At 60.5% G+C, this 14221-nt stretch carries 11 protein-coding genes; 5 read left to right on the top strand and 6 right to left on the bottom strand.

Features of this window, described 5'->3' with window-relative positions; all coding sequences use genetic code 11:
* Window positions 1-9: 9 nt before the first annotated feature.
* The 3 genes from KQP88_RS16245 to KQP88_RS16235 all read left to right on the top strand — a co-directional run bounded on the left by KQP88_RS16245 (window position 10) and on the right by KQP88_RS16235 (window position 4910).
* Window positions 10-1167: a glutathionylspermidine synthase family protein gene (locus KQP88_RS16245; protein ID WP_095066835.1), complete on the top strand. Its 1158-nt coding sequence runs from the start codon at window positions 10-12 to the stop codon at window positions 1165-1167.
* 281 nt (window positions 1168-1448) lie between these two features.
* The gene (locus tag KQP88_RS16240; protein WP_122320577.1) at window positions 1449-2489 is read left to right on the top strand and encodes a WD40/YVTN/BNR-like repeat-containing protein; all 1041 of its coding nucleotides are present in this window, start codon (window positions 1449-1451) and stop codon (window positions 2487-2489) included.
* 27 nt (window positions 2490-2516) lie between these two features.
* Window positions 2517-4910, top strand: coding sequence for an efflux RND transporter permease subunit (locus KQP88_RS16235; RefSeq protein WP_216703607.1), 2394 nt, complete (start codon window positions 2517-2519; stop codon window positions 4908-4910).
* A 190-nt stretch (window positions 4911-5100) separates the two neighbouring features.
* Here KQP88_RS16235 and KQP88_RS16230 read toward each other — a convergent pair whose 3' ends face one another.
* Both KQP88_RS16230 and KQP88_RS16225 read right to left on the bottom strand, forming a co-directional pair.
* Complete coding sequence (locus KQP88_RS16230; protein WP_198728439.1) at window positions 5101-5817, bottom strand: FadR/GntR family transcriptional regulator; 717 nt, start codon at window positions 5815-5817, stop codon at window positions 5101-5103.
* A 99-nt stretch (window positions 5818-5916) separates the two neighbouring features.
* The gene (locus KQP88_RS16225; protein ID WP_216703606.1) at window positions 5917-7659 is read right to left on the bottom strand and encodes an IlvD/Edd family dehydratase; all 1743 of its coding nucleotides are present in this window, start codon (window positions 7657-7659) and stop codon (window positions 5917-5919) included.
* Between the two features lie 156 nt (window positions 7660-7815).
* On the opposite strand from KQP88_RS16225, the gene KQP88_RS16220 reads away from it, so the two are divergent.
* A complete protein-coding gene (locus tag KQP88_RS16220) occupies window positions 7816-9132 on the top strand; it encodes an MFS transporter (RefSeq protein WP_200992426.1) in 1317 nt (438 codons plus the stop codon).
* 12 nt (window positions 9133-9144) lie between these two features.
* The gene (gene araD1, locus KQP88_RS16215; protein WP_216703605.1) at window positions 9145-10137 is read left to right on the top strand and encodes an AraD1 family protein; all 993 of its coding nucleotides are present in this window, start codon (window positions 9145-9147) and stop codon (window positions 10135-10137) included.
* Here araD1 and KQP88_RS16210 read toward each other — a convergent pair whose 3' ends face one another.
* Genes KQP88_RS16210 through KQP88_RS16195 form a run of 4 tightly spaced genes read right to left on the bottom strand, consistent with a single transcriptional unit; the run spans window position 10138 to window position 14209 of the window.
* Window positions 10138-10914, bottom strand: a complete 777-nt coding sequence (locus tag KQP88_RS16210; protein WP_095066841.1) for a DeoR/GlpR family DNA-binding transcription regulator — start codon at window positions 10912-10914, stop codon at window positions 10138-10140. It abuts the gene before it with no gap.
* A 36-nt stretch (window positions 10915-10950) separates the two neighbouring features.
* Window positions 10951-11634, bottom strand: coding sequence for an SDR family NAD(P)-dependent oxidoreductase (locus tag KQP88_RS16205; protein ID WP_216703604.1), 684 nt, complete (start codon window positions 11632-11634; stop codon window positions 10951-10953).
* A 48-nt stretch (window positions 11635-11682) separates the two neighbouring features.
* Window positions 11683-12807, bottom strand: coding sequence for a sialidase family protein (locus KQP88_RS16200; RefSeq protein ID WP_216703603.1), 1125 nt, complete (start codon window positions 12805-12807; stop codon window positions 11683-11685).
* Window positions 12794-14209 carry a sodium:solute symporter family protein gene (locus tag KQP88_RS16195; RefSeq protein ID WP_216703602.1) on the bottom strand — a complete coding sequence of 472 codons (1416 nt, stop codon included), beginning with the start codon at window positions 14207-14209 and terminating at the stop codon, window positions 12794-12796. Before KQP88_RS16195 ends, KQP88_RS16200 begins: the two co-directional genes overlap by 14 nt.
* Window positions 14210-14221 lie beyond the last annotated feature (12 nt).

Genomic DNA, 14221 nt, shown 5'->3' with positions numbered 1-14221 from the left:
CAGCGGCTCATGAAAAAGATCAGCATCCAGGAACGCCCGGACTGGCGAGCCACCGCAGAGCGTGAGGGGTTCGACTTCCACACCATCGACGGCGAACGCTACTGGGACGAGCGCGGGTATTACCTGTTCACCGAGCAGCAGATCACCCGCGATCTTGAAGCGCCGACCCAGGAGCTTCACCAGATGTGCCTGGATGCTGTATCGCGGGTCGTGGACAGCGAAGAATTGCTTGAGCAACTGGCGATTCCCGAAGCTTTCTTCGACCTGATTCGCAGTTCATGGAAGCAGGGGCACCCGCATCTTTACGGGCGTTTCGACTTTGCCTACGACGGCACCGGGCCGGCGAAGATGTACGAAATCAATGCCGATACGCCCACCAGCCTGATGGAAGCCGGGGCATTTCAGTTGCTCTGGCTCGAAGAGCAGATGGCCCGGGGCGTGCTGCCGGCTCATGCCACCCAGTTCAACTCCATTGCAGAAGATGTTGTGCGGGCCTTCGCGGAGTTTCCGCGTACCAGCCCGTTCTACTTTTCATCGATGTCCGGTTCGGTGGAAGACCGGGGCACCACGGATTTTCTGCGCCGCATGGCGGCCCACGTCGGCATCGATGCGCGGCATATCGATATCGAAGACATCGGGCTTAACGGCGAAGGGCGTTTCGTCGATATGGAAGGGCGCTGGATAGAGCGGCTGTTCAAGCTGCATGCCTGGGAGCATATCTTTCACGAACCGTTCGGCCAGCACGTGGCGGCCAGCGGTACCCAGTTCGTCGAGCCCGCCTGGAAGGCGATCCTGAGCAACAAGGGCATATTGCCGCTGTTGTGGCAGTTCAACGAAGGCCATCCGAACCTGCTGCCTGCCCATATCGACCGCAACCCCGAAAAGCCTGTGCCCAAAGGCTGGGTCCGCAAGCCGTATTTCTCCCGTGAGGGCGCCAATATCGAAATGCGCACGCCGAGCGATCAGGTGATTGCCGTCGACGGGCCTTACACCGATGCGCCTTACATCCTGCAAGCCTATTCGCCACTGCCGAAATTCGACGACAGCTACACCCTGATTGGCTCCTGGGTGATCGGTGACCTGGCCTCGGGAATCGGCATTCGCGAAGACGAGAGCCTGATTACCAAGGACACCAGCCGGTTTCTGCCGCATGTCGTGATCGATTGATGCCTATTCAAGGCACAAACAACACATGTGGGAGGCAGCTTGCTGGCGAAGAGGCCTGAAAACTGGCAGAGATTCTGCGGCTGTACGTGAAAGTCGCCAGCAAGCTGCCTCCCACAGAGTCTGCACAATACAGTCCAATTGCGCAGTGCTTAACAAAAGATAACGAGTTGTCGATTGTCACGGATTTGAAAAGCCGACTAGGATGTGACTGCTTCCAAAAGGGTAAGGCTAGAGCGTTCCGGCCTACAGAAAACACCTGATAACAATAACGGGAGAAGTCCATGAGTGAGCCCTTCATCCGGCGCACCCGATCATCCGCGGGCCTGTCCCTGGCGCTTTGCATGGCGCTTCTGGCATCAGCAACTGTTTCACAGGCCGCTTCCGATCCTGCAAAACCCTCCGCAGACGCTATCTACTCCATCGAATCCGCCAAGGCCGCACGTGGCCTGTTGCTGGACGTGGCCCACGCCGGGGCGCGGTTGGTGGTAGTTGGCGATCACGGCCACATTCTCTATTCCGACGATCAGGGCAAGAGCTGGGTGCAGGCCAAAGTGCCGACCCGCCAGTTGCTGACGGCGGTGTACTTTGTCGATGAGCAGCACGGCTGGGCTGTCGGCCATGATGCCCAGGTACTTGCAACCACCGATGGCGGCAAGACCTGGAGCAAGCAGTTCGAAGACCTCAAGCGCGAGGCACCTTTGCTGGATGTCTGGTTCAAGGACCTGAATAACGGTTTTGCCGTAGGGGCCTATGGCGCATTGTTGACCACCACCGATGGCGGCAAGCAGTGGGAAGATGTCAGCGACCGGCTCGATAACGAGGACCAGTTTCACCTCAACAGCATCGCTCAGGTCAAGGACGCCGGCCTGTTCATTGTCGGTGAAGCGGGCAGCATGTTCCGTTCCGGCGATGACGGCCAGAGCTGGGAAAAGCTCGAAGGCCCTTACCAGGGCTCATTGTTCGGTGTGACCGGCACCGCCCAGCCTTCGACGCTATTGGCCTATGGCCTGCGGGGCAATCTGTTTCGCTCCACCGATTTTGGCGATACCTGGGAAACCATCTCCCTGAATGCAGCCCGCGGGCCACTGGAGTTCGGCCTGGCCAATGCCACCTTGCTGGCCGATGGTTCGCTGATTCTGGTGGGCAATGGTGGCAGCGTCATGCGCAGCACCGATGATGGTCAGACTTTCGAGATATTCAACCGCCCCGACCGCATTTCGCTGGCGGGTGTGACCACCAATGACCGAGGCAATCTGATTCTGGTCGGGCAGGGGGGCGTACGCGTCGCCTCGCCCACGGGTGCCGAGACGACCCAACAATAAGAACCTTCAGGGCGGGGACATTCAGGCATGACCAACCTTCATCACGAACAGCAGCATAAAGGCGACAAGGCAACCTTCCTTGAACGCCTGATCTTCAACAATCGCCCGACGGTGATCCTGCTGTGTCTGCTGACCAGCAGCTTCCTGTTCTGGCAGGCCCTGCAGGTCCGGCCGTCCACCAGTTTCGAGAAAATGATCCCGCTGGATCATCCGTTCATCCAGAACATGATGGCGCACCGCAATGACCTGGCGAATCTGGGCAATACCGTGCGCATTTCCGTCGAAGCACTGGATGGCGACATCTTTTCCAAGGGCTACATGGAAACCCTGCGCGAGATCAACGACGAGGTGTTCTACATCTCAGGCGTCGACCGCTCGGGCCTCAAGTCGCTGTGGAGCCCCAGCGTCCGCTGGACCGAAGTGACCGAAGAAGGCTTTGCCGGTGGTGAAGTCATCCCCCAGAGCTATGACGGCTCGGACAAGAGCCTCGATCAGTTGCGCAACAACGTGCTCAAGTCCGGGCAGGTAGGGCGTCTGGTCGCCAACGACTTCAAGTCCAGCATCATCGATGTGCCGCTGATGGAGTCCTACCCCGACCCGGCGGATCAGGGCAAGCTGCTTGCGCTGGATTACCAGCAGTTCTCCCATCAGCTCGAAGAAAAGATCCGCGACAAGTATCAGGCCCAGAACCCGAACATCAAGATCCACATCGTCGGCTTTGCCAAGAAGGTCGGTGATCTGATCGACGGGCTGTTCATGGTGGTGATGTTCTTCGGCATCGCCTTTGTCATTACCCTGGTCTTGCTGATCTGGTTCACGCGCTGCATCCGCAGCACCATCGCGGTATTGAGCACCACGCTGATTGCCGTGATCTGGCAGCTCGGGTTGATGCATGTGGTGGGCTTCGGCATCGACCCGTATTCGATGCTGGTGCCGTTCCTGATTTTTGCCATCGGTATTTCCCATGGCGTGCAGAAGATCAACGGTATCGCGCTGCAATCCAGCGATGCGGACAATGCCCTGACCGCTGCGCGCCGGACTTTCCGCCAGTTGTTCCTGCCGGGGATGATTGCGATTCTGGCCGATGCCGTGGGCTTCATTACCTTGTTGATCATCGATATCGGCGTGATCCGCGAACTGGCCATCGGTGCTTCCATCGGTGTGGCGGTGATCGTGTTCACCAACCTGATTCTTTTGCCTGTGGCGATTTCCTATGTCGGCATCAGCAAACGGGCGGTGGTGCGCAGCAAGCAGGATGCGGTGTCCGAGCATCCGTTCTGGCGCCTGCTGTCGAACTTCGCGAGCCCGAAAGTCGCTCCGGTTTCCATCGTCCTGGCGCTGCTGGCTTTCGGTGGCGGCCTCTGGTACAGCCAGAACCTGAAGATCGGCGACCTGGATCAGGGCGCTCCCGAGCTGCGCCCCGACTCGCGCTACAACCAGGACAACAATTTCATCATCAGTCATTACTCCACCAGTTCCGACGTGCTGGTGGTGATGGTCAAGACGCCACGTGAAGGCTGCTCGGCCTATCCGACCATGTCGGCGATCAATGAGCTGGCGTGGAAGATGGAGAACACGCCGGGCGTGCAGTCGGCCATTTCTCTGGTGACTGTTTCCAAGCAAGTCATCAAGGGCATGAACGAAGGCAACCTGAAGTGGGAATCCCTGTCGCGCAACAAGGACGTGCTCAACAGTTCCATCGCCCGCGCCGACGGCCTGTACAACAACGATTGCTCACTGGCTCCGCTGCTGGTGTTCCTCAACGATCACAAGGCCGAAACCCTGGACCGCGCCGTCCATGCGGTGCAGGACTTCGCCAAGGAGAACAACACGCCGGACCTGCAATTCCTGCTGGCAGCCGGTAACGCCGGGATCGAGGCCGCGACCAACGAAGTGATCAAGCAGTCCGAGCTGATTATCCTGATTCTGGTTTATATCTGTGTCGCGGCCATGTGCATGATCACCTTCCGCTCCTGGGCGGCGACGCTGTGTATCGTTCTGCCACTGGTACTGACCTCGGTGCTGGGTAACGCGCTGATGGCGTTCATGGGGATCGGCGTGAAGGTCGCGACCTTGCCGGTGGTGGCGCTGGGTGTGGGGATCGGTGTCGATTACGGCATTTATATCTACAGCCGCCTGGAGAGTTTCCTGCGTGCGGGCTTGCCATTGCAGGAAGCCTATTACGAAACCCTCAAGTCCACAGGCAAGGCCGTGCTGTTCACAGGTCTGTGCCTGGCCATCGGGGTCTGCACCTGGATCTTCTCGGCAATCAAGTTCCAGGCTGACATGGGCCTGATGCTGACCTTCATGCTGCTGTGGAACATGTTCGGCGCGCTCTGGCTGCTGCCAGCGCTGGCGCGGTTCCTGATCAAACCGGAGAAAATGGCCGGGAAAGTGGGGAATTCGTTGTTTTCACATTGATGCTTTTGGGCAAATGAGCGGAGCTCCCCACAGTCATCCTGACCCCTGGAACACCTGGTCAGTTCGGTGGCTGTGGGAGGCAGCTTGCTGGCGACGGGGCCGTTGAAGCCGATAAATATTCGTTGAGTTCACTGGGCCTATCGCCAGCAAGCTGCCTCCCACACCGTGCCGCAGATACCGCAAGACTTCGCTACTCACGAACCCCCAACACCACACTCAACGCATTCCTCGCATCATCCAGCTGCACCAGCGTTGCATGCCGGGCGCCGAGGGCGTCGCGGTTCTGGATGGCGGTGAGGATGGCCTTGTGGCGGGGCAGGGCCAGTTCATGCAGGTTGGGGCGTTTGTTGGAATGCTTGAGGGCTTCACGCAACGCCAGCGACAGCATGTTGCACAAATGGGCCAGCAGGTCGTTGTGGGTCGCGTCGGCGATACGGCTGTGGAAATCCAGGTCCGGCTGCAGCAAGGCTTCAGGCGTCGGGGCATCTTCCATGCGCTGGTAGGCTTCGCCGATGGAAGCGATTTCCTCATCGGTGGCATGTTGCGCCGCCAAAGCGGCCACTGCGGGTTCGATCACGGCCCGCACGCTGGTCAGCAGATTGAAGAACTCGTTCTGTGGCGAACTCTGCATCACCCAATGCAACACATCCGGGTCCAGCAGATGCCATTCGCGCCGTGCCTTGACCACCGTGCCGACCCGCGGGCGTGAATACACCAGCCCTTTGGCGACCAATACCCGTGTGGCTTCGCGCAACACCGGACGGCTGACGGCGTACTCCTCGCAGAGCAGGGCTTCGGCAGGCAGCTTGTCATCAGGCTTGAAACGGCCGGAAACGATCTGCATGCCCAGTTCCTGGACAATACGCGAGTGCATGCTTTTACGGTCGGAGGGCTTTCGGTAATCCATGGGAACGCAAATCGATCCTGGCAGTGATGCCGCGCATCATAACATTGCATAACACCGAGGGCGGGAGCCGTACCTATGGCTTCCCGCCATTATCGTCACTTAATGTGAGTGACGGGGGACTTCGGCGCCCCGGCAGCCCACCAGGAAATCGAAGTCGCAGCCCTGGTCGGCCTGCATCACCCGGTCGATATAGAGCTGACGATAGCCGCCAGCCAGCAATTGCTGCGGCGCCTGCCAGTCGGCCAGTCGTGCTTGCAGTTCTGCATCAGGAATATCCAGATGCAGCCGCCCGTTGGCGCAGTCGAGTTCGATCCAGTCGCCTTCCTTTACCACCGCCAACGGTCCTCCCGCTGCCGCTTCCGGCGCCACATGCAACACCACCGTGCCGTAGGCGGTGCCGCTCATGCGCGCATCGGAAATCCGCACCATGTCCGTCACGCCCTGGGCCAGCAGTTTGGCCGGCAAGCCCATGTTGCCCACTTCGGCCATGCCCGGATAACCCTTGGGACCGCAGTTCTTGAGAACCATCACCGAGCTGGCATCGATGTCCAGATCCGGATCGTTGATGCGCGACTTGTACATCTCGAAGTTCTCGAACACCACCGCACGACCGCGATGCTGCATCAGCGTCGGCGTGGCTGCCGAAGGCTTGAGCACGGCCCCCAGCGGCGCAAGGTTGCCGCGCAGCACGCAGATGCCGCCGTCGGCGCGGATCGGGTTGTCCAGTGCGCGGATGACCTGGTCTTCACCGTAGATCGGCGCATTGCGGGTGTTATCGCCGATGCTCTTGCCATTGACGGTCAAGGCGTCGGGGTTGGGCAGCAGGTTGGCTTCGTTCATGCGACGCAGCACGGCGGGCAGGCCGCCCGAGTAGTAGAACTCTTCCATCAGGAATCGGCCCGAGGGTTGCAGGTCGACAATGGTCGGCATGCCGCGACCGATGCGGGTCCAGTCATCGAGTTCCAGGTCCACACCGATGCGTCCGGCGATGGCTTTGAGGTGGATGACGGCATTGGTCGAGCCGCCAATGGCGGCATTGACCCGGATCGCGTTTTCGAAGGCTGCCTTGGTGAGGATCTTCGACAGGCGCAGGTCTTCACGCACCATGTCCACGGCGCGCATGCCGGACATGTGCGCCAGCACGTAACGGCGTGAGTCCACGGCAGGAATGGCGGCGTTGTGGGGCAGGGAAGTGCCCAGTGCCTCGGCCATGCAGGCCATGGTCGATGCGGTGCCCATGGTGTTGCAGGTGCCTGCCGAGCGGGACATGCCGGCTTCGGCGGAGAGGAATTCGTCCAGGCCGATCTGCCCGGCCTTATAGGACTCATGCATTTGCCAGACGATGGTGCCTGCGCCGATGTCCTTGCCCTGATGCTTGCCGTTGAGCATCGGCCCGCCGGTGACGACGATGGCGGGTACGTCACAGCTGGCGGCGCCCATCAGCAGGGCCGGAGTGGTCTTGTCGCAACCGGTCAGCAGCACGACGCCGTCGATGGGGTTGCCGCGAATTGCTTCTTCGACATCCATGCTGGCCAGGTTGCGGGTGAACATCGCGGTGGGGCGCAGGTTGGATTCGCCGTTGGAGAACACCGGGAACTCCACCGGCCAGCCACCGGCTTCGATCACGCCCCGTTTGACGTGTTCGGCAATCGTGCGGAAGTGGGCGTTGCAGGGGGTCAGTTCCGACCAGGTGTTGCAGATACCGATGATGGGTTTGCCCTGAAACTGATGATCGGCAATGCCCTGATTCTTCATCCAGCTGCGGTACATGAAGCCGTTCTTGTCGGCGGTACCAAACCATTGGGCAGAACGCAGGGTCGGTTTTTTATCGGAATCAGACATGGTCGTCTCTCTTATTGTAAGACTTAATTGCTTTTGTTTCGGCTAAGGTAAGCCTAAATATCCATCATTGGAAGAGTTGTCAGCCTAAATAGTAATACTATATAGTCGAGCGGTAATCGAGGTTCCATAACAAAAACAAAATGGAGACCGACCCCCATGAGCCAGGAAACCGGGCTTATACGTCGCATCACCCTGAAGTTGATTCCCTTCCTGATCCTGCTGTACCTGATCGCCTATGTGGACCGCTCGGCCGTGGGCTTTGCCAAGCTGCACATGGGCGCGGACATCGGCATCGGCGATGCCGCCTACGGGCTGGGCGCCGGCCTGTTCTTCATCGGCTACTTTCTGTTCGAGATCCCCAGCAACCTGATGCTGGAACGTTTCGGGGCACGGCGCTGGTTCGCCCGGATCATGATCACCTGGGGCGCGATCACTATCGGCATGGCTTTCGTGCAAGGGCCTTACAGCTTCTATGTGATGCGCTTCTTGCTGGGCGTGGCGGAAGCGGGGTTCTTTCCCGGCGTGCTGTACTACATCACCCAATGGTTTCCGGTACGCCATCGGGGCAAGATCCTCGGTTTCTTCATCCTCTCGCAACCCATTGCCATGATGATCACAGGGCCGGTGTCCGGCGGGTTGCTGGGCATGGATGGCATTCTCGGGCTGCATGGCTGGCAGTGGCTGTTCATCGTCATCGGGGCTCCGGCGATCCTGCTGACCTGGCCGGTCCTACGCTGGTTGCCGGATGGTCCGCAGCAGGTTGCGTGGATGAGCCAGGCCGAGAAGGACTGGCTGACCGGTGAGTTGAACAACGACCTGCAAACCTATGGCCAGACCCGCCATGGCAATCCCTTGCACGCCCTCAAGGACAAGCGGGTGTTGCTGCTGGCGCTGTTCTATCTGCCGGTAACCCTGAGCATCTATGGCCTTGGCCTGTGGCTGCCGACCCTGATCAAGCAGTTCGGCGGCAGCGACCTGACTACCGGTTTCGTTTCCTCGGTGCCTTACATCTTCGGAATCATCGGCCTGCTGATCGTGCCCCGCAGTTCCGACCGTCTCAACGACCGTTACGGACACCTGGCCGTACTCTATGTGCTGGGCGCCATCGGCCTGTTCTGCAGTGCCTGGCTGACCTTGCCGGCAGCGCAACTGGCAGCGTTGTGTCTGGTGGCGTTCTCGCTGTTTTCCTGCACGGCGGTCTTCTGGACCCTGCCGGGCCGTTTCTTTGCCGGTGCCAGTGCGGCTGCCGGTATTGCGCTGATCAACTCGGTGGGCAATCTGGGCGGCTACATCGGCCCGTTCGTCATCGGGACCCTGAAAGAACTCACCGGCAGCCTGGCCTCGGGTCTGTACTTCCTGTCAGGCGTCATGGTGTTCGGGCTGGTGCTGACCGGCATTGTCTATCGCGTACTGGAGCGCAGGCACGTGTTGCCTGAGTCCGAGTTCTCGGCAAGCGCTTCCACCCATCGTTGAAAGGAGAGTTTCATGCGGCTGATACAGTTCGAGGTAAGTCATGGCCAGCGCCGGGTCGGTCTGGTGGACGGTGACCGGGTACGTGAAGTGCCGGGTGTCGACAGTGTTCGCGAGCTGGCCTTGAAGGCTATCGAAGCGGGTTCCAGTCTGGCGCATCAGGTGGATCTGCTGGGGCTTGGCACCGACCATGATTATGCGCAACTGCTGCGCGAGGTCCGGGTTTTGCCGCCGCTGGACCATCCCGATCCTGCACACATGCTGGTCAGCGGCACGGGCCTTACCCATCTGGGCAGCGCTTCGGCCCGGGACAAGATGCATCAGCAGGCCGGTGACGAAGCTGCGATGACCGACACCATGCGCATCTTCAAATGGGGTCTGGAAGGTGGCAAGCCCCAGGCCGGTCAGGCGGGTGTGCAGCCGGAATGGTTCTACAAGGGTGATGGCAGCATCGTGGTGCGTCCGGGAGCCGCCTTTACGCTGCCGCCGTTTGCCGAAGATGGTGGCGAGGAGCCGGAGTTGAGCGGCCTGTATGTGATCGGCCACGACCGCAAGCCTTATCGGCTGGGCTTTGCCATTGGCAACGAGTTTTCCGACCACGTGATGGAGCGGCGCAATTATCTGTACCTGGCTCACTCCAAACTGCGGGCCTGCTCATTCGGCCCGGAATTGCGGGTGGGTGATCTGCCCCAGCATCTTGCGGGCACCAGCCGTATCTGGCGCGATGGTGAGGTGGTGTGGGAGAAGGAATTCCTCAGTGGCGAGGCCAATATGTGTCACAGCCTGGAAAACCTTGAATACCACCACTTCAAGTACAGCCAGTTCCTGCGTCCGGGGGATGTGCATATCCACTTCTTCGGCACCGCGACCCTGTCTTTTGCCGACGGTATTCGCACTCAGCGAGGGGATCGTTTCGAGATCAGTCAGCCGGAGTTCGGGCAGCCGCTGGTCAACTGGTTGACGGCAAGCGAGCCGGTCTTCGAGCCCGGTGGTATCGGCAAACTCTGATCAGGCCTTTTGCGGGTACGCAATTTCCACCTGAATCGACTTGCGGGCCTTGAATGGCGCCAGCAGGGATTCATCGTCCACCGGGTTGGTGATCAGCGTCCACGGCTGGCGCAGCGGCGTCCAGTGCTGCTGGCGGGCGCGGCCCAGCTTGGTGGAGTCGGCCAATACAAAGATCTGTGCGGCACGGGCCAGCATATTCTCCTTGAGATAGGCCTGCTCGGCGCTGGCTTCGCACAATCCCAGATCCGCCACCACACCATCGGCGCTGACAAACAGTTTGTCGGCGCTCAGGTGTTCCAGCGCAGCCTGGGCGGCCACACCGTAGGTCGACATGCTGGACGGGCGCAGTGTGCCGCCCAGCACCGTGACCCGACCTTCGGGAATCAGCGCCAGATCCCCCAGAGCCGTCAGGTTGTTGGTGATGACGTGCAGGCCGCGTCGCTGATTGAGGACGTGGGCCAGCGCGCTGGTGCTGGTGCCGCCCTCCAGGAACAACGTGTCGTGATCGTTGATGTGGGCCAGCGCCGCCAGGGCGATGTCCATCTTCTCCTGGCTGTGCTGACGGCTGCGTTCTTCAATCGTAGTTTCCGGTTCGCGCTGGCCGATATGGGCTGCACCGCCATAGGTGCGCACGATCAGGCCGTCTTCGGCCAGGGCTGTCAGGTCGCGGCGCACGGTGGCTTCCGAAACGCCGAGCTGGGCGCACAGTTCATCGACGTTGGATTTTCCGGAGAGAACCAGTTCGAGTATCGATTGGCGACGATTGGCGACTTTCATTCAGGCTCTTCTAGCGCAGGAAAACGAGGTGCAACCTTACAACGACGCACCGCCGCATACCACCAGGCTTTGACCGGTGATTGCACCGGCGTCCGGGCCGAGCAGAAACGCGGCCAGCCCGGCAATCTCGTGGGGCTGCACAAAGCGGCCCAGCAGCGGTTTGTTGGGGGGCGTTGCGCTGCGTGCCGGGTCCAGCAGCATCGGGGTTTCGGTGGCGCCGGGGGCAATGAGGTTGACGGTAATGCCACGTGGCGCCAGCTCGATGGCCCATGAACGGACCATGCCTTGCAGCGCGGCCTTGGTCGCGGCGTACTGGCTGCGACCGGCAGCGCCCTGCATGGTGCGACTGCCGATCATCACCAGACGGGCACCGGATTTAAGGCGAGGGTAGAGGGCGTTGACCATATGGCTGGCGGCGGCCACATGCAGATGCCACATGGCCTGGCCATCGGCATCGTCGAGTTGCCCCAGTGGGGCGGTGCGCATGAAGCCTGCGGCGTGTACCAGGGCATCGATTTTCACGGTCTGTTCCAGTGCCCGATCCAGAGCGCTGAAATCATTGAGGTCGCATTCGATCCAGGTGAAGTTCGGGTGTTGCAGGTCGGGGGCGCGGCGGCTGAGGCCGGTGACATGCAGGCCTTGCTCAAGCAGGCGCACGACAATGGCCTGACCGATGCCGGAGCTGGCACCGGTCACAAGTACGGATTCGATTGAAGGCATGTTGAGGGTTTCCGAAAAGGCGCCAGCCCGAAGACCGGCGCAAGGCTTTCAGCGAATGGCATTGAGCGGCAGATGCACGTGTTTGATCTTCTGCCGGAAGTAAGTGAACGCGACATGCAGGCTACCATCGGCGGCCTGGATGATGCTGGGGTAGGAGAACTCGCGGTTGAGTTTTTCCTGCGAGTTGTTGGTCAGGCAGAAGCCGTCGCCCAGTTCGATATCCAGGCGTGTAGGCCAGCTATGGCCGCCATCGCGGGAGACGGCCAGGCTCATCGGCGCACGGGGAATGCCCCAGATGGCGGCCTTGCCATCGCTGCGGGCACCCGGCGTGACACGGTCGTCGCCTTCGTCCTCGATCTCGTCGTACAGCGAAGCACGGCGCTGGCTGTGGCCTTCGGCGCTGACCGGGTTGTAGACCAGCGCCAGCTCATCGGTGGCCAGCCGAACGAACTGGATCGAAGAGTTGTTGTTGGGCAGTTCGGTCGGAGCCGGCACGCTCCAGGTGCGGCCACGGTCATTGGAGCGGGTGCTGTAGATGAAGTCCGCCCAGCGGCTGCGAAACAGCCCGAGCAGCTTGCCGTCCGGCAACTGATGGACATTCATGTGTACGCAGCCGGTGCTGTCCGGCACGTCATGGCGCGACCAGGTGACGCCCTGATCGCTGGAAATCATCACGGCGCTGACGTCATGGTTGCCGACCCACTTTTCACCCGGCCCCGTGATGCAGTACCAGACCGGCAGGACCCAGTCGCCATTGTCCAGCACGGCAGGTGGCTGGCGAACGAAAGTACCGGCTTCGTCGAACAGGGTTTCGATGGCTCCCCAGGTCTTGCCCTGGTCGTGGGACAGGCGACGGCGGATGATCGCCGTCTCCTGATTGCCGGAAACCTGTGCTGTCCAGATCAGCCACAGTGGCCCGTCTGGCGCCTGGAACAGGATCGGGTTCTGCTCGGAGCGGGTCGGGTCTTCGGACAGCTTTTGCGGTTCGCTCCACACGCCGGTCTGCGGGTCGCGGCGTGACAGCAGGACGAAGATGTCGGCCATGCCTTCCTGAGTGCCGGCAAACCAGGTGCACAGCAGCGTACCGTCGGCCAGTTCATGCAGGTTGGCGGCATGGTTCTGGGCGTAGGGCGTTGGCAGGAAGGCGTCCTGGCGAATGTCAGTGGTTGGCATTGGGAACCTCGGCGTCTTGGCGTTTGGTCTGGGCGGATTTGGGCAGCATATGCTCGATGGCAATCACGATGGCCGGTGTCACCAGCGCGATGTACATGTTGTCGATGCCATAAGGGTTGTTCAACAGATACCAGATGCTGGTGGTGATGGAGGATGCGATCAGTCCCAGTGTCGCGCCTCGGCCCGAACCGAAGAACGGCAGGTAGATGGCAACCATCGCGACCACGGCAATCGACAGGCGCAGGGCGCGGGTGAAGAACGACAGGTTCAGGATTTCCGGTACGAAGAACACGAAGAACAGCGGTACGAAGCCGATCACCAGGGCGATCAGGCGTGTGGTCTTGAATTCCTGATCCACCGACGGTTTACGCCACGGCACGTAGAAGTCGCGCACCACCAGCGAAGCGATGGCCAGTGCCACGGTGCTGACGCTGACGAAGATCGAAGCGACCAGAGAAATGGTGACCACACCCGCTACCACGGGGCTCATGGATTGCAGGAACACCGGCAGGGCATAGAGGCTGCTCATGTCGGGGTGCAGGTATTTGGAGGCGACACCGATAAAGCCCAGGGCCAGAGCAATCGGGATACACAGCAGCGATGCATAGAAAGTCGAACGGCGTGCCGCATTCGGGCTCTGGGTTGAAGAAATCGCCTGGATGATGAACTGGGTCGAGAAGATCGCGCCGACAGTGCCGATGATCCACGCCATGATTTTCGAACCGCCGATGGTGCCGTCCCAGGTGAAGTAGTGTTCCGGCATGTTCTGGATCACCGGCGTGAAGCCGCCGGTCATCTTCAGGGCCACGCCCAGTACGATCATGACCCCGATGTATTTCACCGCGGTGTGCAGGATGCTCATGTACGCCACGCTCTTCAGGCCACCGAACACGTAGTAGAGCGTGCTGATGATCGCGGTGATGAACGCGGCAGTGGTCAGGTTGATCTTGAGCACCGTGGCAATGGCCGCCGCACCGCTGACATAGTTGCCGACGTTCACCAGCAGCAAGGCGTAGATCATGATGATCGACACCGCGAGCTTGGTGGATGTGCCGTATTTCTTGGCAATGAAGCCGGAGATGGTGAACTCCCCGGAGCTGTACAGTTTGCGGGCCATCAACAGGCCGAACAGCGGGAAGCCGATGGCGGCGGCAATTACCGACCAGGAAGCGGCGAAGCCACTTTCAAAGGCTGCCTGTGCAGTACCGACTGTGGATTTGGCACCGATGAATTCGGACATCATCAGGATGCCGACGATGATGGCGGGCATGGTCCTGGCAGCGACCATGTATTGCTCGCTGGTCTTGCTGCGCATGCGCATGCTCATCCAGGTGGTGATTGCGATGTAGACGATCACCATGCCGACGATGATCGTGGTGTCTTGTGCGTTGAAGGTATCCATCGGTATCGCTCC

Origin of the sequence: Pseudomonas lijiangensis (assembly GCF_018968705.1) — a bacterium.
GTDB lineage: Bacteria > Pseudomonadota > Gammaproteobacteria > Pseudomonadales > Pseudomonadaceae > Aquipseudomonas > Aquipseudomonas lijiangensis.
The sequence above is the reverse complement of the archived record's forward strand: the minus strand, read 5'-3'. Positions and strand labels throughout refer to the sequence as shown.